Raw genomic sequence first — 20,534 nt, 5'->3', positions numbered from 1 at the left:
CGTCCTCCACTCGTATCGAGGTTTCAAGATAGTAAGAAAATTCTTACTTTGTCAATTGCAACGTTCGCCACGCCTCAATCGACAACCAACAACAAGGAACGCAGGCGCCTCGACGCACGATCGGGCAAGAAAAAGGCTGCTCCGGGCATGACACCGGAGCAGCCAAGTTTGGAGAAACCAGACGCAGAACGTCAGGCTTCGGCAGAACCCCATGTGCGCGTGTCTTCGCGAGAGAAATGACGCTCGGCCGCGCGCAAGGCAATCAATGCACCGGCGTAACTGTCGCGACCTGAACTGTGACCGATTGTTGAAACCGCATTGAGGAAATCCGGAAGGCGCGACACATCACCGCCGATCGTGGCATGGATCGCGTCGTGGAGCGACGCCGCGCCGTAGCCGCGCGCTGCCGTCCGCAGATGCAATGCGCTGATGTCAGTGGTGCGGTCGAGTTTGTCAGAACACACGCTCCACAACCTGTCCCTGACATCCAGCAGATCGAGAGACGCCAGCGCGATGAGCGCGCCGCCGAGCAGATCATCGCCGGATGGCGTGAGTCCCGGCCCGAGCCCGATCAGGGTGATGAGCAGCATTTCGTCCTCGGGCGATGCATCACAGCCCGCGCATGCCTGTGCGAGAATCCGATCGAGGGCCGCAACCGCAGGGCGGGCCGCGGACATGAGCCGCGAGAGGCCTGCAGGAAACGGCACGCAGCCCGCCGCTGCCAACCCGCTCCCGGATGGTTCCCCGCGCCACAACGCGCTGGCCGCGCCGACGCCTCGCTGCAGATCGGCCAACGTCCAGTCCTCGAGCCTTTCCGGCTGCCAGACGGATGCGCCTTCGAGGGTCGCGAACGGCATGCCGTCGAGAGAAAGGGCGAAGCCGTCGAGCGTAATCGCGTTTTCCGATTGCGGCCAAGCATGGGGCCTGCTCTCGCACACGACATGCAGCGGTCCCGAGCCGATGTGAGGCAGGCCCACGCATATCCATTCGCCGCCGAAGACAGCGTAGAAGGAACTGTCGAAAACAGCCGTCACGCGGCCGGCCTGCGATTTGCGGAGCGTGACGTCAGCGAGCAGCCCGATCTCCCGGATCGACGGCAACGGCGAATGCCCCGCCGTTCTCGGCCGGAGAAATTCCGTACGCATCCGATGGGCCTGACTGGCCATTCCCGATCCAATAATCCCGCAACAGCGACAACAGTCGCGACCACTTAAGTAATAATATTCTTACTTATCATTGTCAAATGGCCGTCCGGCTATTCGCGTGGCGAAACCCGGGTCGATCCCGGTGAGCCGAGGACGGTCTAATTTTGGACTTGCGGCTTACCCGCGGGGAGCACATCAGGTCCGTCCCGGGCGGATCGTCACACGAGATCGGACGCCTTGCCCCGGATCGGCGAGAGTTTTGGTGAGGCCATCTTCTGCCCTTCGCGGGAAGCTCCCGGGGCAGCCAGCCACGTTCCGATCACGTCGTGCGTATGCTTGCGGCGATCTTCAAGCCATTTTGAATCGCCCAGTTCCTTGTCGAACATCAAGGACAGCGTATGCCTGTTCGACACATGGAAATAGCTGAAGGCGGTGATCGTCACATATAGCTGGATCGGGTCCACGCCACTGCGGAAAATTCCGGCAGCCACGCCCCGTCTGAGAATGCTTTCGATATTGGAGACGAGCGGCATTGTGAGCGCGGCGATTTTGCGGGATTTCCGGAGATATTTGCCACGCTGCAAATTCTCCGTGTTGATCATGGCGATGTAGTCTTGGTGGTTCTGAAAGAACGTGAATGTAAAATCAATCAGTTCCTGCAGCGCTGTCGCAGGATCGAGGCTGTCGAGATTGAGCTGCTGCTCGGCGGCGCGGATGTCCGTGTAGACATGCTCGAGGGCCGCCAGATAAAGCCCGTCCTTGTCGCCGAAGTAGTGATAGAGCAGCCGCATATTGGCTTTCGCGCGATGGGCGATGGCATCAACACGCGCGCCGCCAAGACCGTTCCGGCAAAACTCGTAAGTGGCGGCCTGAAGAATCGATTCCTTGGTGAGTGCAGAATCGCGCTTGCGCTTGCCCGCTGCGGTCTTCTTCCGCGCAGGAGATTTTTTCGCTGACGTCTCGTTCATTCCTGCACCTGGTCAACACCCTTGGAAGAATCTGGCGATCTATCACGGTGCCGTTGCCGGCGGGCCATTCGGCCTCTGAAATTGCATTCTACGGGCAATATGCGCCCAAACTACCACATCGCCACTCCCGCAATCAAATCATCCGGCGCATCATCCGCACCAAACCAGGAGCTTGCCCAAAAGCAGGCTGTTGTTACGCGGCGGAAATTGTGGCGCCATTTCGTGCAATCAGACGGCCTGCCTTATAGACATCGCGGGCTTTCGGCCGCGCAATCACGGCCTCCTGGATATGCTCCGCATCCAGCACGACAAAATCGGCCATCCCGCCCTCGGCGAGCCCGTAATCCTTGACATGAAGCGCCCGCGCCGCGTGCCCGGTGACCATGCCGAATGCCAGTTCGAGCTCCGCGTCGGTGTTGAAGCCCGAGCGATATCCCACAATCATCGCCCTTTCGAGCAAATCGCCGTCACCGTAAGGCCACCAGGAATCGCGAATGTTGTCGTTGCCGGCGAAGACATTCACGCCAGCCTCGTGCAACAGCATGACAGGCGGGAAAGCATGAGCGCCGGGCGCATTCGTCAGGATCGAAACTCCTGCTTCGGCCAACAGGTTCGCGGCCCTCTGCGCGACATCCCGGGACACCTGCCCCAGCGCATAGGCGTGGCTGATCGTGACCTTGCCGCCAAGACCGAGCGCCTTGGTGCGCCGCGCGATTTCCTCGATTTCAAAAACGCCGAGCAGGTCGCCATCGTGCAGATGGATGTCAATTCCGACGCCGTGGCGCTCCGCAATGCCGAAAATCACATTGAGATGTCCTGCGATGTCGCCATCGAAACTCGCCGGATCGAGACCTCCGACGAGATCCGCGCCGTTCCGGATGGCCGCATCGAGCAACTCGCGCGTACCGGGTGCGGTCACGATTCCGCTTTGCGGAAAAGCCACAATCTGGATTGAGACCTTGTCGCGATGCGCGTCGCGCACAGCCACAACCTGTTCGAGATTTCGCAATCCGACCTGCGGATCTATGTCAACGTGACTGCGCATGTGCGTGGTGCCGTGCGACACGCACAGCTCGATCAAGGCAGCGGCGCGCACGGGGATCGGCTTTGCCTTCGCAAGCGCCTGTTTCTCGAACTCGACCCGCTCGCGGACGTTAAAGCCCGCCGTGCAGGGCCGATGCGGCTTCCAGTCGTCGCCGATAAAACCCTTGTCCAGATGGAGATGGCCGTCGACAAATCCAGGCAGCACAAGCCGGCGCTCAAGATCGACCGTTTGCCGCGCCTGCGGCGACTGCAGCCCCTGCGCCATCGCAGCAATGCGCCCATCCACCGTCGCAAAGTCGACAACGCGCCCGTCAGTCAGACGTGCATTCTGAAAAAGCGTTTCGATCCCGGTCACGTTCACGTCCTCGATTGGGGAATGGTTTTTGAGCCTATGATCTGGCCGCGCAGCGTCAGGACTGGATGATCCCGTCCGGCAGGGTCAGGCAATAATCGGCAATGCCGCCGGCCGTCGTGATCCAGATATCGTCGCGCTTTGCAACGATGGCCTGCAACGCCCGCCGCAGCGGCCGGAGGCGATGCGGCTGACCGACGAGATAAGGATGCAGCGCAATTCCCATAACGAGGGACTGCTTCGCCGACTGGTTCAGCATTTCCTCGAAGTTATCGACGATCATTCCAGCGAACTGCTCGCCGGAATCCTTTCGTCCGACAATGGACGGAATATCGTTCAACTCCTGCGGATAAGGCACCGATAGAATCCGTCCGCCGTTCCGCGTCTTGAACCATATCGGCTGGTCGTCCATGCACCAGTCGAGCAGATAACCGTATCCAGCCTCGGCGAGCAGATCTGGCGTCAGATGCGATTGCGATATCCACGGCCCGAGCCAGCCTGCAGGCTTGTGCCCTTCGGCATTGGCAATCACCGATGTGCACTCGGCGATCAATTGCCGTTCATGCGCTTCAGGCATGATGCCCTGCCGCTCCGAATTGGTCCGGCCATGACCGACGACTTCCGCCCCGCGCTCCCGGAAAGCATCCATCACTTCAGGACAATACGCATAGATGCTGCTGTTCACGAGTACGGAGACCGGAAACGACAGTTCGTCGAAAAGATCCATCAACCGCCAGACACCGACCCGGTTACCGTAGTCGCGCCAGGCGTAGTTCAGAACGTCCGGATGCGGACCTCCGGGACAAAGTTCCGCGCCCAAGCCGTCCCCGAAAGTGAAGTGTTCGAGATTCAAACCGATGTAGACCGCAAGGCGCTTTCCACCCGGCCAAGTGAAGTCCGGACGATTGACGATCGCGCTGTAACCGTATCGTCCATGTGAGGAAATCTCGAATGCCGCGCGTGCTGCGTCATCTTCCGCACTGCGCGAAGACGCGGCATCATTTGCCGAAATTGTGGGCATAGAAATTTTCCCATTCATCCGAAAACTCCGTCAAAGTAACTACAGCCGCTTGACATTTCGCGCATTGTTGAAGAAAGTTTTTACTTCCGTCAAGTTCGCGACACGATGAGCGGCGGAAATGCTGGCGAACTGTTCTCGATGCGAGAACTCGCCTTATCGGGAGGAATAGCAGAATGCGCTACAATTCGACATCATCGAACCGTGCCTTTTCCCGCCCTTCGTTCCTGCGTGGCATGATGGGCGTTGCCTTCGCCGCAACACTTTCCGTTTCAGCGGCTCACGCCGCAGAACCCATCAAGATCGGCCTTGTCACCGCCCTGTCGGGTCAATCGGCGCGGGCCGGTGAAGCTCTCACCCGCGGAGCCACCATCGCCATCGACGAGATCAACGCCAAGGGCGGCGTTCTCGGCCGGCAACTCGAGCTCGTCCGCCGCGACGATGAAAGCAATCCGGCCAAAGGCCTGATCGCCGCGCGTGAATTGATTCAGCGCGAAAAGGTTTCCGCCGTGCTCGGCGGCCTCGATACACCTGTCGCTCTCGCCATCGTGCCGTTCGTGAACAACTCGAAGATGCCATTCGTTGTGCCATGGGCCGCAGGCACCAACATCACGCAGAACGGCGCCGCCGATAACTATGTGTTCCGCGTCTCCGCGAAGGACAGCGAAGTCGACAAGGCCATCGTCCAGTTCGCGCGCAAGACCTACGGCACCAAAAAGCCCGGCCTGATCCTCGTCAACAATCCATGGGGAGAGTCGAACGAGCATGGGCTCAAGGACGCCATGAAAGAGGCCGGCATCGAGCCCGCCGGCATCGAGAAGTTTGAAGGCAACGATGTCGATGTCGTTCCGCAGCTCTCGCGTCTGAAGCAGGCCGGTGCCGACACGCTCTTCCTGGTCGGCAATGTCGGCCCGGCATCGCAAGTCGTGAAATCGCTCGACCGCATGGGCTGGGCCCCCCCGATCGTTTCGCACTGGGGTCCGGCCGGCGGCCGCTTCACCGAGCTCGCTGGGCCGAACGCGAAGAACGTGATTTTCGTTCAGACCTACAGCTTCTTCGGCGACCTTTCACCCGTCGGCAAGAAGGTGATGGCCGCATTGCAGGCGAAGTATCCCGACATCAAGGGACCGGCGGACGTGACGCCGGCTGTCGGCGTCGCCAACGCCTATGACTCCGTTCTTGTGATCGCGCGCGCCATCGAGAAAGCCAAAAGTGCAGATCCTGCCGCCATTCGTAACGGGCTCTATGAAGTCGACCAGGTCAATGGCCTGATCAAGACCTACGACAAGCCGTTCACCAAGACCCGGCACGACGCCCTGTCGGAGAAGGACTACATCTGGACGCGCTTCGAGGACAATCACATCATGCCCGTCGCCCAGAAGTAACCGCCGTTCTCGCAACAGGGCAGTCAGCACATGTCACTTCTTCCTGCGATCATCACAGGATTGGCGCTCGGCAGCATGTACGGACTGCTCGCGCTGGGCTTTCACGTCACCTACGCGGTATCCGGAACGGTCAACTTTTCCCAGGGCAGCTCAATGACCCTGGGAGCCGTTGCCGGATACTTCGTTCTCGTTCTCTGGGGCTGGCCGGCCGCGCTGGGCATCCCCATCGTTCTTCTGATCTGCGCATTGTACGGCCTTGCAATCGAGCGCTATGCCGTGCGTCCCTTCGTGCAGCGTGGATCGGATAACTGGTTGATGGCGACGGTCGCCGTCGGCATCATCGTCGATAACCTTATGTTGTTCGTGTTCGGCAAGGAGCCGCGCGGCTTTCCGTCTCCGCTCGCGGTGAAGCCGATCCAGATTGTCGATGGCGCTGGCGTCTATCCCCTTCAGCTTCTGATCCCGGTCATCGGCCTGCTGCTGGCCGGCGCGCTGCATCTGTTCACGCGGCGCACTCGCCATGGCGTAGCGATGCTTGCTGTGGTTCAGAATCCCGGCGCCGCCAAACTGATGGGCATCGACGTCGGCCGCGCCATTGCCGGGAGCTACGCAGTGTCGGCCATTCTTGCCGGAATCGCAGCTCTTCTGATTGCGCCGCTGTTCAACGTCTCATCTGAAATGGGCACGTTGTTCGGCATCAAGGCCTTCGCCGCCGCGATCATCGGCGGCCTTGGCAGCGCCTGGGGCGTGATGCTGGCCGGCCTTTGCCTCGGTCTCATTGAAGTCTTCGCCACCAGCTATCTCGGATCGGTCTACACCCAGATCATCACATTTGCTTCCGTCATCGTCATTCTCGTCGTTCTGCCTCACGGGCTGCTCGGCCGCGCTGGAGTCAAGAAGGTATGACCGCTCGCACCTCTCTCCTCGCCGCTGCCGCTCTCGTGGCGATGCTCGGCTATACCGCGGTTGCTGACAGCTATGCGGTGTTTCTCATTGCGACGATCGCACTGACGGCCATCGCCTGCATCGGCCTGAATGTCCTGCTCGGATTGGCCGGGCAGATTTCGCTCGGGCACATCGGCTTCATGGCGATAGGCGCCTACACGACCGTCCTGCTGATGGAAAAGGCCGGCTGGCCTTATCTGGCGGCGACCGGCGCGGGTATTGTCCTTGTCAGCATTGTCGGCGGGCTCCTGGCCATGCCTGCGCTGCGCGTCAGGGGTCCTTATCTGGCGATGGTCACCATCGCTTTCGGCTTCATCGTCGAACACGGCACTGTCGAATGGCGCGATCTCACCGGCGGCGGCAACGGCCTCGTGTTGACCACGCCTCCGGATATTTTCGGCATGCCCCTCAACGAGCGCGGCTTGGCCATCGCCAGCGTTGTCCTGATGTTCGCAGGCGTCATCCTGTTTGACCGGCTGAAGCGCAGCGGATGGGGTTATGCCATGCGCGCGGCGCGCGATTCCGAAGTCGCTACACGCTCGATCGGCATCGACCTTGTCAGCGTACGGACCATGGCTTTTGTCATTTCCGCCGCGGCGATGGCGCTGGCGGGTTCGCTGTTCGCGCCCCTTCAGGGATACATCAGCCCGAGTTCGTTTCCTTTCCTGCAATCGATCCTCCTGCTGTTCGGCGTGATGATCGGCGGCGCGGGTTCAGCGCTCGGTCCGATCATCGGCGCGCTGCTGGTTGTGCTGCTGCCGGAACTTCTTTCCGATTTGGCAGAATATCGCCTGCTCGCGTTCGGACTCCTGCTGTTTGCGGTCCTGCGCGTGGCGCCGAACGGAATTGCCGGCCTGATTGCCCAGCTCATCGCGAAGTTTTTCCCCGCCGCATCTGCGCAGCACGACGCGGCGGAAAACTCCACAATCGGCAGCCCGGACACCGCACTTCGTGTGGCAAGCGGGGCTCCATCGCTTGATGTCAGCGATCTTTCGATTGCATTCGGCGGCGTCCGTGCGGTGCAGAACGTCTCGTTCACCGCACAACCGGGTCATGTCACCAGCGTGATCGGCCCGAATGGAGCCGGAAAGACCAGCGCGCTGAACCTGCTCTGCGGCTTCTACCGGCCGACGTCAGGGACGGTGAAACTGGGAGATCGCGATCTGACCGGCTTGCCATCGCATACCCTGGCCCGTCTCGGTGTCGCGCGCACATTCCAGACCACCCAACTGTTCGGCTCGCTCACCATCATCGAAAATACGCTTCTCGCGGAAACGGCGGGAAAGCTCGGCGGCATCGTCTCGCCCCTGCGCAATCCGGAATCCGAGCGGTTCGCGCGATCGTTGTTGCGGTTCGCAGGCGTTGATGGCGACCTCGACCGGCCGGCGGAATCCCTGCCCCATGGCGAGAAGCGTCTTGTCGAGATCGCACGCTCGCTCGCCCTGCGCCCCAAGGTGCTCCTGCTCGATGAACCGGCCGCCGGTCTGTCGAAAGGCGATAAACAACGCCTGACCGAACTGCTCCGCCGCATCGCTGAACTTGGTGTCGCCGTGATTATTGTCGAACACGACATGCCCATGATCATGTCGTTGAGCGACCATATCGTGGTGCTCGACGGCGGCAAGCGGATTGCCGTCGGCGAGCCGGCGGACATCCGCAACGATCCTCTGGTCCGAAAAGCCTACCTCGGCGACGCCACCGCGAAGGAACAGCAGCACCGCCCGCCACGTCAGGTTTCGTCGGAGATCATGCTGGAGATCAGAAAGCTCGATGCGTTCTATGGTCTGTCTCAGGCTCTCGAGAGCATCGACGTCACGGTCGCAAACGGTGAGGCCATTGCCGTACTCGGAGCAAACGGTGCGGGCAAGACCACGCTGATGCGCTCGATTGCCGGATTGGAGCCGCCCAAGGCCAACGGCGAAATACAGCTCTCTGGCAAGCGGATCGACAACCTCCCGGCCTATGCCCGGGCTCGTATTGGCGTCGTTCTCGTGCCCGAAGGACGGCAGGTGTTCCCCGAACTGACCGTCCGTCAGAACCTGCAGCTCGGCGCTTATGCCCGCCCCGGCATTGACCTCGATGCCGAAGTCGAGACCATGCTGACGCGCTTCCCGCGCCTGAGACAGCGCATTGATCACCGGGCCGGCCTCTTGTCCGGCGGCGAACAGCAAATGCTTGCGGTTGCCCGGGGCCTCCTGACCTCGCCAAAGGTGCTGATGCTGGATGAACCCTCGCTCGGCCTCGCACCACTGGTGGTCGACGAGCTGTTCGCGTCGTTCGAGCGGCTGCGCACCGAAGGCATGACGCTCATCGTTGTCGATCAGATGGCCGGGCACGCCCTCGCAGTGGCCGACCGCGCCTATCTGCTGGAGACCGGCGCCATCGTTAAGAGTGGCGCGGCCGGCATTATCGCTGAAGATCCATCGCTCGAAGCGAGCTATCTGGGCGGCGAAGTTCAGGCAAAGGCTGCGCCACGCACGACCGTGGGCGCCTGAATGTCAAATCGGCATCGGCCTTCCCGGCCGCTGCCGATCTGAATCGAACATCAGCGGCTCAGTGACTGATCATCCACGGCCTAGCGGTCGGAAAGCCCTTTGCGCCGGAACGTGACTTTGTCATCAGCCGCGACGGCTTGCCGCCCGAACAGCAGCCGCAGCCCGGACCATGCGAGGCCTTGTACTCACCGAGAGTCTTCGGCGCATTGGCGCTGCGCTCGTTGATCGCATGTGACTTGCGTGTTGCCGCCGGCATGCACGAGAAATGCGGCGCGGTCAGAATAGCGCGCGGCGCGGAGACCGCACAATGCGGACAATCCTGCGGCATGTCGTATTCGGACATCGGCCGCATCTCGGTGAAAGGTCCGCAATCGTTGCAAAGATACTCGTAAACCGGCACAGCACGTCTCCCTCGGTCTGCTCAGTCGATATTTGATCCAGCGCGGACGTGGAGACGGCGTACATCCTGCCGTCTCCACGTTGCCTCGCGGGTTACTTGTCAGGCGACAGCGGCATGTCGATGCCGCCCTTGATGTGTTTGATCGGCCCGGCCGACGACGGCATGATGTCGAAGTCGAAGATTTCGGTTGGCAGCCATAGCGTCGCGCAGGCATTCGGCACGTCCACCACGCCGGATATGTGCCCCTGCACCGGCGCCGTTCCGAGGATTGAGTAGGCCTGCGCGCCGGAATATCCGAACTTCTTGAGATATTCGATGGCATTCAGGCATGCCTGACGATAGGCGATGTGTACGTCGAGATAGTGCTGCTTGCCCTGCTCGTCGACGGAGATACCCTCGAAGATGAGGTAGTTGTTATAGTTCGGCGTCACCGGCGACGGCTTGAAGATCGGGTTCTTGATGCCGTACTTCGCCATGCCGTCCTTGATGACATCGACCTTGATGTGCAGCCAGCCCGCCATTTCGATGGCGCCGCAGAAGGTGATTTCACCGTCACCCTGGCTGAAGTGAAGGTCACCCATCGAAAGGCCCGCGCCCGGAACATAGACCGGGAAGTAGATTTTCGAGCCGCGCGACAGATCCTTGATGTCGCAGTTGCCGCCATGCTCGCGCGGCGGAACGGTGCGCGCGCCTTCCGCGGCCGCCTTCGCCTTCGCGTCGCCCTTCATGCGGCCCATATGCGCGGTCGGCCCGAACGGCGGGTTGGCAAGGCCCGGCACGCGGGTTGGATTGGTGGCGATCAACGCGGTCTCGCGCTCATTCCACATCGACAACATCTTGGGGTCAGGCAAACAGCCGATCAGGCCCGGATGGATCAGGCCCGCGAAGTTGACGCCGGGAATATGCCGCGACGAGGTATACATGCCCTTGAAGTCCCAGATCGACTTTTGCGCCAGAGGAAAATGGTCGGTCAGGAAGCCGCCGCCATTCTGCTTGGAGAAGAAGCCGTTGAAGCCCCACAGGCTATCCTTCATCGGGCCTACATCGAGCAGATCGACCACCAGAAGGTCGCCCGGCTCTGCACCCTTGACGCCGATTGGACCTGACAGGAAATGCACGATCGACAGGTCGATATCGCGCACGTCGTCCGCCGAGTCGTTGTTCTTGATGAACCCGCCGGTCCAGTCGTAGGTCTCGATGATGAAGTCATCGCCGGGATTAACCCACTCCACCATCGGAATATCCGGATGCCAGCGGTTATGAACCTTGTCGTTATCGTAGGCCGACTGATTGAGATCGACCTTGATCAGTGTATCTGGCATTTAGGATGCTCCCCTGGTTACGAACGGCTTGGTTAAACGGAAAGATATTTTGCGACCTGCGCAGCATCGATGCCGTCGCGCGCTTCGTCGCGAACGATTTCTCCATTCTCGATAACGAGAACACGATCGGCGACATCGAGCGCAAAGCTCAACACCTGCTCGGAGACAATGATCGACAGACCGCGCTCATCGCGAATGCGCTTCAGCGTGCGCGCCATCTCGCGGATGATCGAAGGCTGGATGCCCTCCGTAGGTTCATCCAGCAGCAGAACCTTCGGATTGGTTGCGAGAGCGCGGGCGATCGCGAGTTGCTGCTGTTGCCCACCGGACAGGTTGCCCCCGCGCCGGCCCTTCATTTCGAGAAGAACGGGAAACAGCTCGTAGATATCGCCGGGAACCTCTTTCCCGCCCGACGTTACCAATCCGGTTTCAATATTCTCCTTCACAGTCATGGTCGAGAAGATCATGCGGCCTTGCGGCACGTAGGCCAGCCCTTTGGCGACACGTTCATAGCTCTTCAGCTTGCTGAGTTCGCTCCCCTCCATTGACACCGAGCCGCTTTTGGTCGGCACAATGCCCATCAGGGATTTCATCAGCGTGGTCTTGCCCATGCCGTTGCGGCCCATGATCGCAACGATCTCATTCGGCTGGACCGATACGTTGAGGCCGTGAAGAACTTCACTTTGTCCGTACGCGACATGAAGGTCGGAAATCGCAAGCATGATGTCTTCCTTGAATTGCGGACCTAGTGACCGAGATAGACTTCGATGACCTTGGGATCGTTCTGCACAGCTTCCATCGAACCTTCCGAAAGAATCTTGCCCTGATGCAGCACAGTCACCTTGTGGGCGATGTCTTCGACGAACTTCATGTCATGCTCGATCACCAGAACCGAGCGGTCCTTGATGATGCGATTGAGAAGTTCGGCGGTCTTGACCCGCTCGCTGACACTCATGCCGGCGACCGGCTCGTCCAGCATCAGAAGATCAGGGTCCTGGATCAGCAGCATGCCGATCTCCAGCCACTGCTTCTGGCCGTGACTGAGAAGCTCGGCGCTCATCCCGAGACGATCCTTCAGAAAGATCATCTCGGCGACCTCCTCCACGCGCTCGCGCACTGCCTTGTCACGCTGGAATGTCAGCGCGCCGAACACCGTGCGCCCCCGCGGATAGGAGATTTCGAGATTCTCGAACACCGTGAGGTCGTCATAGATCGACGGCGTCTGGAACTTGCGGCCAACGCCCGTCTGGACGATCTCGTTCTCCTTCATACGGGTCAGTTCCTTGCCGCGAAACTGGATGGAGCCGGATGTCGCCTTGGTCTTTCCGCAGATCAGATCTAGCACCGTGGTTTTTCCGGCGCCATTGGGACCGATGATGACCCGGATCTCATTTTCATCGACATAGAACGACAGATCGTTCACAGCCTTGAAGCCATCGAACGAAACCGTCAGGCCTTCGACTGCGAGGAGAAATTCCTTTGGCTGATGACCGACAAGCATGATGCTCTCCTATTCCGCAGGCGCGCCGTCTGCGACCGAGCCGTCGGTCCAGCCGTTCTTTCCGTCGACCTTCGGCTTGCGCGATGAAAGCAGACGGTCGATGTACTTCTGGATGTGATCGCGCCAGATTCCGGCGAGGCCGTTGGGGAAGACCAGGACCACGGCGATGAACAGCGCGCCAAGACCGAACAGCCACAATTCCGGGAACGATTCCGAAAGGCTGGTCTTGGCGAAGTTTACCAGCAGCGTCCCATAGACCGCCCCGAGGATCGACAGCCGTCCGCCGACCGCCGTGTAGATCACCATTTCGATGGAGGGCACGATGCCGACGAAGGACGGCGACATAAACCCGATCTCGAGGGCAAACAATGCGCCTCCGATGGAAGCGAAGACCGCGGCGGCACAGAAAGCAAAGATCTTGAAGTTCGCCACGCTATAGCCGGAGAACCGGACGCGATCCTCCTTTTCGCGCATCGCTACCAAAATACGGCCGAGCTTGGAGTGTCGGATGAAAAGCGCAACGCCGATGCATCCGAACAGCAAGGCCACTTCCACGAAGTAGAGAATGAACTTGGCATTGTCGGTGCGAATATCCCAGCCCTTCAGCGTGCGCAGGTCTGTGATGCCGTTCACGCCGCCGGTGTAGCCCTGCTGGCCGATGATCAGGATCGTCAGGATCGCGGCGATCGCCTGGGTGATGATAGCAAAGTAGGTGCCGCCGACCCGCCGCTTGAACATCGCGGCGCCGACGATGAAAGCGAAGATTGCGGGGACCAGAATGATCGCAATGATCGTGAAAGTCAGGCTGTGAAATGGCTTCCAGAAGAAGGGAAGCTGCGTGATCTGGTTCCAGTCCATGAAATCCGGGATACCCGGCGTCGATTGAATCTTCGTGTTGGCGACGCTCGATGCTTCCAGCTTGAGGAACATCGCCATGCAGTAGCCGCCGAGACCGAAGAACACGCCCTGCCCGAGGCTGAGAATTCCACCGTAACCCCAGCAGATCACAAGGCCGATGGCGACAAATGCGTAGGTCAGATACTTCGCGACCAGATTGAGCCGGAAGATATCGAGCGTCAGCGGCAGGATGACGACCAGCAGAACCGCGAGCACCAGAATGCCGACGAATTCGGTGCGGTTGGCAAATCGCGGATTGTCGTTGACCGCTTTTGCGACAGAAGTTTGCTCTACGCTTTTGTTGGACATTTTCCTGGCCTTTTCACTTCCGGACCTTGAGAGCGAACAGTCCCTGCGGCCGCAGCATGAGGATGCCGACGACGGCAAGCAGCGTGAGAACCTTCGCCATCGAACCCGACAGGAAGAACTCCATGGTCGACTGGGCCTGCGAGATGGTGAATGCCGAGGCGATGGTCCCAAGCAGGCTGGCAGCACCGCCGAACACCACCACGAGGAACGTATCGACGATGTAGAGCTGACCGGATGTCGGGCCTGTCGAACCGATCATGGTGAAGGCCGAACCCGCGACGCCGGCGATCCCGCATCCAAGACCAAAGGTGTAACGATCAACTTTTTCCGTGTTGATGCCGGTGGCGCCTGCCATCACGCGGTTCTGCACCACGGCGCGGACCTGGCGGCCCCAGCGCGACTTGTACATGATGTAAGCAACGCCGAGCGTGATCAGGACGGTCAAGCACATCACGAAGATGCCGTTGATCGGCACTTCGATCGTATCCGTGAGCTTGAGCGAGCCCAACATCCATTGCGGCAATTCAACACCGACCTCGCGGGCACCGAAGATCGATCGATAGGCCTGTTGCAGGATGAGGCTCAACCCCCATGTCGCGAGCAGCGTATCGAGCGGGCGCTTGTAGAGGTGGCGTATCAGCCCCCACTCCACGACCATCCCGAGTGCGCCGGATGCGATGAAGGCGAGTATCATTGCGATGAAGAAGTAGCCGCCAAAAAGCGAAGGCAAATAGGCCTGAAAGAAGTTCGACGTCATCCAGGTGACGTAAGCGCCGAGGATCATGAATTCTCCGTGCGCCATGTTGATGACGCCCATCTGGCCGAAGATGATCGCGAGGCCAAGTGCCATCAGAACGTAGACGGAGAACAGGATAAGGCCCGCAAATCCTTGCATCACAAAGATCGAGCCGAGATCGCCAATCGAGTAGTCGCCGAACATTTCAATTCTCCGCCGGGGAAGTCTCGCGCCGCGGACGAATCCGCGGCGCGAGCGCTGCGGGTGTGGGCTGACGACCCACACCTGGGAGCTGATTGTTGTGAGAGACCTGGCGCGGGGCTTACTGGTAGCCCTTTGGGAACGGATCCGGCTCGATCAGGTCCGGCGTCTCGTAGACAACCTTGAACTGGCCATCGAGCTGGGCGAGACCAACGCGCGTCTTGGACCAGAGATGGTGGTTCGGATGGATCTTGACGTAGCCTTCCGGCGCCTTGGTAAACTCGATGCCCGCGGATGCCGCCGCGATCTTGTCGACATCGAAACTGCCGGCCTTCTCGACGGTCATCTTCCAGAGCCAGGGCCCGAGATAGGCAGCCTGGGTGACGTCTCCGATCACGGTCTTTTCGCCCCACATCTTCTTGAACGCAGCGACGAACTCCTTGTTGTTCGGATTGTCGAGCGACTGGAAGTACTTCATGCAAGCGAATGCGCCTGCGATATTTTCGCCGCCAATGCCGTCGATTTCGTCCTCGGTGACCGAGATGGTCAGCAGCTTCTGCTTCGACAGGTCGATGCCGGCCGCCTTGAGCTGCTTGTAGAAGGCGACGTTCGAGCCGCCGACGATGATGGCGTAGATCACGTCCGGCTTGGTCAGCTTGATCTTGTTGATGACCGAGTTGAACTGGGTGTGGCCGAGCGGGAAGTATTCCTCGCCGACCACCTTCGCGCCCTGCAAGTGGCCTTCAATATGCTTGCGCGCGATCTTGTTCGAGGTGCGCGGCCAGATGTAGTCCGATCCGAGCAGATAGAAGGTCTTCGCACCCTTGGTCTTGTTGACCCAGTCGAGGCCGGCGATGATCTGCTGGGTTGCCTCCTGACCGGTATAGATGACGTTCTTGGACTGCTCGAGACCTTCATAGAAGGTCGGATAGTAGAGCATGCCGTTGTACTGCTCGAACACCGGCAACACCGCCTTGCGCGACGCCGAGGTCCAGCAGCCCATCACCGACGCGCACTTGTCGTTGACCAGCAGCTTCTTGGCCTTTTCGGCGAAGGTCGGCCAGTCGGACGCGCCGTCTTCCTGAATGAACTTGATCTTGCGCCCGAGGACGCCGCCCGAGGCGTTGATCTGCTCGATCGCCAGCTTTTCAGCCTGAACCGATCCGGTCTCGGAAATTGCCATCGTGCCGGTCACCGAGTGCAGGATACCGACCGTGACCTCGGTATCGGTCACCGCAAGGCCCGTGGTGTTGACGGCTGAGGTCGCCGGTCCCGCGCCGAATGATGGGCGAGACATCATGGACATGGCCGGCAGCGCCGCCATTCCCATCAACATCTTGCGCCGGAAAGGTGACTGCAATCCCTGATCTTTTTTGTCTGTCATGACCGCCCCTTGTGTTGGCTGAACAACGCTTCGATAGGGGAACGATGGCCCGGATTGTGCATCGCACGCATACGTGAAATCGCGCATACGGCACCGCAAAAACGCGACGTAGATTTTTCAGCGGGCGACGGGCGTCAAGAGGAGAGCGAGTTGGTCGGGCGGCAGCGCATAGACCGTGTCAGGCGCCAATATAATCAATGGGTTGCCAACCAGACGCTTGAGGACTACGCGCTCCGCTTCACAGCCAAGAGCGCGCGGCGCTGGTCCGCGGCCCGCGTGGCAAACACGGCGCTGGGCGCGATCTCGTTTCTCGCCCTCGAAGCCATTGGCGGAACAATCACCCTCAACTACGGCGTGACCAATGCGACGGCTGCCATTCTGGTGGTCAGCGCGGTCATTTTCTGCTGCGGACTGCCGATTGCCTATTATGCAGCCAGATACGGCGTAGATATTGATCTTCTGACCCGCGGCGCCGGCTTCGGATATATCGGCTCGACCGTCACGTCGCTGATCTATGCCTCGTTCACTTTCATTTTCTTCGCCATCGAGGCGGTGATCCTGGCGATGGCGCTGGAACTCTGCTTCGGCCTCCCCCGCCCCATCGGCTATCTGGTCAGCGCGGTGGTCATCATCCCGCTGGTGACACACGGGATCACGCTCATCAGCCGCTTCCAGCTCTGGACGCAGCCATTCTGGATTTTCCTCCATATCCTCCCCTTCGCTGCGATCGCGATCAAGAGTCCCGGCTCGTTCGCCGAATGGCGCGCATTTCCGGGCGAACACGGCAGTCCGTCGGGGCACCTCGACCTGCTGCTGTTCGGCACGGCCGCCTCCGTCGTCTTTTCGCTGGTGGCGCAGATCGGCGAACAGGTGGACTTCCTGCGCTTCCTGCCGCGCGACCGGCGCACATCAAAACGCGCCTGGTGGTTCGCCATGATCAGCGCCGGGCCGGGCTGGATCGTTCCCGGCGCTATCAAGCTGCTGGCAGGCTCATTCCTCGCATTCTTCGCACTCAAGCACGGCGTCGTCGCGGAATATGCCGCCGAACCCTCCCACATGTATCTGGAAGCGTTTCGCTACGTGTTGTCCCAGCCCGATCTGGCATTGGCGCTGACCGGAACCTTCGTGATCCTCTCGCAGCTCAAGATCAATGTCACCAACGCCTATGCCGGCTCCATCGCGTGGTCGAACTTCTTTTCGCGGCTGACGCACAGCCATCCCGGCCGCGTCGTCTGGCTGGTGTTCAATGTCCTTGTGGCGCTGCTTCTGATGGAAATCGGCGTCTACAAGGCGCTCGAACAGACCCTGGCGCTTTACTCGAACGTCGCAATAGCGTGGGTCGGCGCGCTTGTGGCGGATCTGATCATCAACAAGCCGCTCGGGCTTCGTCCGCCCCACATGGAATTCAAGCGCGCGCATCTCTACGACATCAATCCCGTCGGCGTCGGCGCTATGACGATCGCGACAATCGTCTCGATCAGCGCGTTCTATGGTTTCTTCGGCCCTACCGCCAAGGCATTGGCCCCATTTGTGGCGCTTACCACGGCGTTTATCGCCGCACCGCTCATCGCCTACGCGACCGGAGGAAAGTATTATATCGCGCGTAAGCCGAAGCGGAGCTGGCAGACCGCCGAAACCATTAAATGTTGTATCTGTGAACATGCGTTCGAGCCGGAAGACATGGCCTCCTGCCCCGCTTATTCCGGCCCGATCTGCTCGCTCTGTTGCTCACTGGATGCGCGGTGCCATGATCTTTGCAAACCGCATGCGCGTGTGCAGGCGCAGCTTTCGGAAACTCTCGGACGGCTTCTGCCGCAGGCCATCTACGCCCGCATCAACTCTCAACTCGGCCACTATCTCGGTGTCTTTGCCGCAGCCGCGGGGCTGGTCGGCCTCACGCTGGGCCTGATCTACCTGCAAACAGCCAATGCCATACGATTCGACCAGATCCAGCTCTCCGATGTGCTGTGGAAGGTGTTTTTCGCCCTGACCATCATCATCGGTGTCGTCGCCTGGCTGTTTGTCCTCGCCAGACAAAGTCGGCAGGCTGCGGAAGCGGAAACACGGCGGCAGACAACATTGCTGATGCAGGAAATCGACGCGCACCGGAAGACGGATATGGAGCTTCAGCGCGCAAAGGAAGTCGCCGAGTCCGCCAATCTTGCCAAGAGCCGCTATGTAGTCGGTCTCAGCCACGAACTGCGCTCGCCGCTGAACGCCATCAGTGGCTATGCCCAGCTATTGGAGCAGGATGACACCATCCAGCCGAAACCCCGCGACCAGATTCGCGTCGTTCGCCGCAGTGCAGACCATCTGTCCGGCCTGATCGACGGCCTTCTGGATATCTCGAAAATCGAGGCTGGACGATTGCATCTGTCCCGCGACGAAGTCCGCCTGCATGCCTTCCTCGATCAGCTCGTCGGCATGTTTCGTCTTCAGGCCGCGGCAAAGAATATCGAGTTCGTGTTCCAGCGGCCGGAAACCTTGCCACCGGTGGTCTATGCCGATGAGAAGCGGCTGCGCCAGATTCTGATCAACCTGCTGTCGAATGCGATCAAATTCACCCAGACCGGCGGCGTCCACTTCATCGTTCATTACCGCAGTCCTGTCGCAGAGTTCGAGGTGCGCGACACCGGCCCCGGAATTCATGCGGATGATCTGGAGCGTATTTTCGCGCCTTTCGAGCGCGGCGCACTCGGCGTCTCGCAGCCCCAGACCGGGACCGGACTTGGATTGACCATCAGCAAACTCCTGGCCGGCGTCATGGGCGGCGATATTCGTGTGAGCAGCGTGGTGGATAGAGGCAGCACCTTCTACGTGAAGATGCTGCTGTCCGAGGTGACCAATCCAACCCGCCTGAAAGCCATCAACGCGCCGATTTTCGGCTATCACGGCCCGCGCCGGACTATTCTGGTTACCGATGACGATCCGACACAGCGTGACCTGTTGCGCGAAATTCTGACCCCGCTCGGGTTCATCGTTCTCAGCGCCCATGACGGGGAATCGTGCCTGAACCTCGCGCGGCATTGTCAGCCCGACCTCTTTCTCCTCGATATCTCCATGACCGGGATCGACGGCTGGACCGTCGCCGAGACCTTGCGCACGATGGGGCATCATCATGCCCGCATTCTGATGGTGTCGGCGAGTGCGCTCGAGGCGCACGGGGCACCGCTCGCACAGCCGTTTCACGACGGATACCTGATGAAGCCGATTGACGTTCCACGGTTGCTGGAGCTTGTCGGACAGTTGCTGAAAATCGAATGGCGGTATGAGCCAGGGGAAGCTCCAACCGCGGTCTGGAGTGTCAAGGACGATCTCGCCCCGCCCGTCGAATACGTCGATGAGCTTATCAATCTCGGGCAGATCGGATACGTGACGGCCATTCACACAAAGCTCGACCAGATCAATCAGGATCATCCCGAGCACGCGGCATTTGTCGCCCGGATGCGGTCCCTGATCGAGCAATTCGACCTTGGCCAGTACATGGCAACCCTGAAAACGGTGCAGCGTCATGACCATTGAGAAAAAGCGCGACACCGTTCTGATCGTCGACGATTCCCCCGAAACATTGCGGATGCTGACCGATGCGCTGGACGGGGCCGGCATGACCGTCATGGTGGCGCTCGACGGCGCCTCGGCGATGCGCGTTGTCGAACAAATCCTGCCCGACATCATCCTTCTCGATGCCGTGATGCCGGGAATCGACGGCTTTGAAACATGCAGGCGACTGAAACGCCTTCCCGGACTTGCCGATGTTCCCGTGATCTTCATGACCGGGCTTGCTGAAACAGAGCACATCGTGCGCGGGCTCGAAGTTGGCGGCGTGGACTATGTCACAAAGCCCATCGCGATCGCGGAGATGCTTGCCCGCATCAAGGTGCATCTTGCCAATGCGCGTCTCACCCAGAGCGCGCGCGCAGCGCTCGATGCCTCCGGACGCATTCTCTTTGCGGTCGATCACCGGGGGCAACTGATCTGGGCCACACCGCAGGCGCAGAAACTTCTGGTGGGAAGCGAGGCTGGCAACGATGCTCCCCAATTGCCCGAGCCCTGGCTTGCCTGGCTCGACAGGATGCAGAAAGGCGGGGCCGCGCCAAAGTCTCCTCCCTCAACCCCCTTTGGAGACAACAAGCATCGTCTTCAATACATGGGCCGATTGAACGCGGATCAGTTCCTCCTGCGGCTAACTCGGGAAACCAGTTCCGACTCACCAGCCGAATTCAGCAAGGAACTGGGACTGACCAGCCGCGAAGGCGAAGTCCTCTCCTGGTTGAGCAAGGGCAAGACAAACCGCGACATTGCACAGATACTCGAGCTCAGTCCGCGCACCGTGGACAAGCATCTCGAGCAGATTTACGCAAAACTCGGCGTCGAGAATCGCACCGCTGCCGCCGCTGTGGCAGCCAATGCCAGCCAAAGACATTCCTGATAT

Annotated in this window: 16 protein-coding genes; 5 read left to right on the top strand and 11 right to left on the bottom strand. The window is 60.1% G+C overall.

What is annotated here, in order from left to right; all coding sequences use genetic code 11:
- Positions 1 to 191: 191 nt before the first annotated feature.
- The 4 genes from HMPREF9696_RS20965 to HMPREF9696_RS20950 form a co-directional block, all read right to left on the bottom strand.
- Positions 192 to 1,100: an oxamate carbamoyltransferase subunit AllH family protein gene (locus tag HMPREF9696_RS20965; RefSeq protein WP_157170118.1), complete on the bottom strand. Its 909-nt coding sequence runs from the start codon at positions 1,098 to 1,100 to the stop codon at positions 192 to 194.
- A 263-nt stretch (positions 1,101 to 1,363) separates the two neighbouring features.
- Entirely contained in the window at positions 1,364 to 2,113 is a 750-nt protein-coding gene (locus HMPREF9696_RS20960) for a TetR/AcrR family transcriptional regulator (protein ID WP_002715067.1), read from the bottom strand.
- 193 nt (positions 2,114 to 2,306) lie between these two features.
- The gene (locus tag HMPREF9696_RS20955) at positions 2,307 to 3,512 is read right to left on the bottom strand and encodes an amidohydrolase family protein (protein ID WP_002715066.1); all 1,206 of its coding nucleotides are present in this window, start codon (positions 3,510 to 3,512) and stop codon (positions 2,307 to 2,309) included.
- 55 nt (positions 3,513 to 3,567) lie between these two features.
- Entirely contained in the window at positions 3,568 to 4,530 is a 963-nt protein-coding gene (locus HMPREF9696_RS20950; RefSeq protein ID WP_085946822.1) for a polysaccharide deacetylase family protein, read from the bottom strand.
- Between the two features lie 173 nt (positions 4,531 to 4,703).
- On the opposite strand from HMPREF9696_RS20950, the gene HMPREF9696_RS20945 reads away from it, so the two are divergent.
- From HMPREF9696_RS20945 to HMPREF9696_RS20935, 3 genes are read left to right on the top strand one after another with little or no spacing between them, the layout of a single operon-like run.
- Positions 4,704 to 5,912, top strand: coding sequence for an ABC transporter substrate-binding protein (locus tag HMPREF9696_RS20945; RefSeq protein ID WP_002715064.1), 1,209 nt, complete (start codon positions 4,704 to 4,706; stop codon positions 5,910 to 5,912).
- Positions 5,913 to 5,942: 30 nt separating this feature from the next.
- Positions 5,943 to 6,818 (top strand): branched-chain amino acid ABC transporter permease, encoded by an 876-nt coding sequence (locus HMPREF9696_RS20940; RefSeq protein ID WP_002715063.1) that lies wholly within the window; start codon positions 5,943 to 5,945, stop codon positions 6,816 to 6,818.
- Positions 6,815 to 9,352 (top strand): branched-chain amino acid ABC transporter ATP-binding protein/permease, encoded by a 2,538-nt coding sequence (locus HMPREF9696_RS20935; protein WP_002715062.1) that lies wholly within the window; start codon positions 6,815 to 6,817, stop codon positions 9,350 to 9,352. The genes HMPREF9696_RS20940 and HMPREF9696_RS20935 overlap by 4 nt, the downstream gene beginning before the upstream one ends.
- A 58-nt stretch (positions 9,353 to 9,410) precedes the next feature.
- Here the strand turns inward: HMPREF9696_RS20935 and HMPREF9696_RS20930 are convergent, their stop codons facing one another.
- The 7 genes from HMPREF9696_RS20930 to urtA all read right to left on the bottom strand — a co-directional run bounded on the left by HMPREF9696_RS20930 (position 9,411) and on the right by urtA (position 16,102).
- Positions 9,411 to 9,752 carry an FmdB family zinc ribbon protein gene (locus tag HMPREF9696_RS20930; protein ID WP_002715061.1) on the bottom strand — a complete coding sequence of 114 codons (342 nt, stop codon included), beginning with the start codon at positions 9,750 to 9,752 and terminating at the stop codon, positions 9,411 to 9,413.
- A gap of 92 nt (positions 9,753 to 9,844) precedes the next feature.
- Entirely contained in the window at positions 9,845 to 11,074 is a 1,230-nt protein-coding gene (gene fmdA / locus HMPREF9696_RS20925; RefSeq protein ID WP_002715060.1) for a formamidase, read from the bottom strand.
- Between the two features lie 32 nt (positions 11,075 to 11,106).
- On the bottom strand, positions 11,107 to 11,796 hold the full coding sequence (urtE, locus tag HMPREF9696_RS20920; RefSeq protein ID WP_002715059.1) for an urea ABC transporter ATP-binding subunit UrtE: 690 nt from the start codon (positions 11,794 to 11,796) through the stop codon (positions 11,107 to 11,109).
- Between the two features lie 23 nt (positions 11,797 to 11,819).
- On the bottom strand, positions 11,820 to 12,575 hold the full coding sequence (urtD, locus tag HMPREF9696_RS20915; protein WP_002715058.1) for an urea ABC transporter ATP-binding protein UrtD: 756 nt from the start codon (positions 12,573 to 12,575) through the stop codon (positions 11,820 to 11,822).
- 9 nt (positions 12,576 to 12,584) lie between these two features.
- Complete coding sequence (gene urtC, locus HMPREF9696_RS20910; protein ID WP_002715057.1) at positions 12,585 to 13,781, bottom strand: urea ABC transporter permease subunit UrtC; 1,197 nt, start codon at positions 13,779 to 13,781, stop codon at positions 12,585 to 12,587.
- A gap of 13 nt (positions 13,782 to 13,794) precedes the next feature.
- Positions 13,795 to 14,721, bottom strand: a complete 927-nt coding sequence (urtB, locus tag HMPREF9696_RS20905; protein ID WP_002715056.1) for an urea ABC transporter permease subunit UrtB — start codon at positions 14,719 to 14,721, stop codon at positions 13,795 to 13,797.
- A gap of 118 nt (positions 14,722 to 14,839) precedes the next feature.
- Positions 14,840 to 16,102 carry an urea ABC transporter substrate-binding protein gene (gene urtA / locus HMPREF9696_RS20900; protein WP_002715055.1) on the bottom strand — a complete coding sequence of 421 codons (1,263 nt, stop codon included), beginning with the start codon at positions 16,100 to 16,102 and terminating at the stop codon, positions 14,840 to 14,842.
- 150 nt (positions 16,103 to 16,252) lie between these two features.
- Between urtA and HMPREF9696_RS20895 the strand changes: the two genes are divergently transcribed.
- Together HMPREF9696_RS20895 and HMPREF9696_RS20890 are read left to right on the top strand one after the other, a co-directional pair.
- Positions 16,253 to 19,624, top strand: coding sequence for a hybrid sensor histidine kinase/response regulator (locus tag HMPREF9696_RS20895; RefSeq protein ID WP_002715054.1), 3,372 nt, complete (start codon positions 16,253 to 16,255; stop codon positions 19,622 to 19,624).
- Positions 19,614 to 20,531: a response regulator transcription factor gene (locus tag HMPREF9696_RS20890; protein WP_002715053.1), complete on the top strand. Its 918-nt coding sequence runs from the start codon at positions 19,614 to 19,616 to the stop codon at positions 20,529 to 20,531. The genes HMPREF9696_RS20895 and HMPREF9696_RS20890 overlap by 11 nt, the downstream gene beginning before the upstream one ends.
- Positions 20,532 to 20,534 lie beyond the last annotated feature (3 nt).

The sequence above is a fragment of the Afipia clevelandensis ATCC 49720 genome, from assembly GCF_000336555.1.
GTDB classification, from domain to species: Bacteria; Pseudomonadota; Alphaproteobacteria; order Rhizobiales; family Xanthobacteraceae; genus Afipia; species Afipia clevelandensis.
The sequence above is the reverse complement of the archived record's forward strand: the minus strand, read 5'-3'. Positions and strand labels throughout refer to the sequence as shown.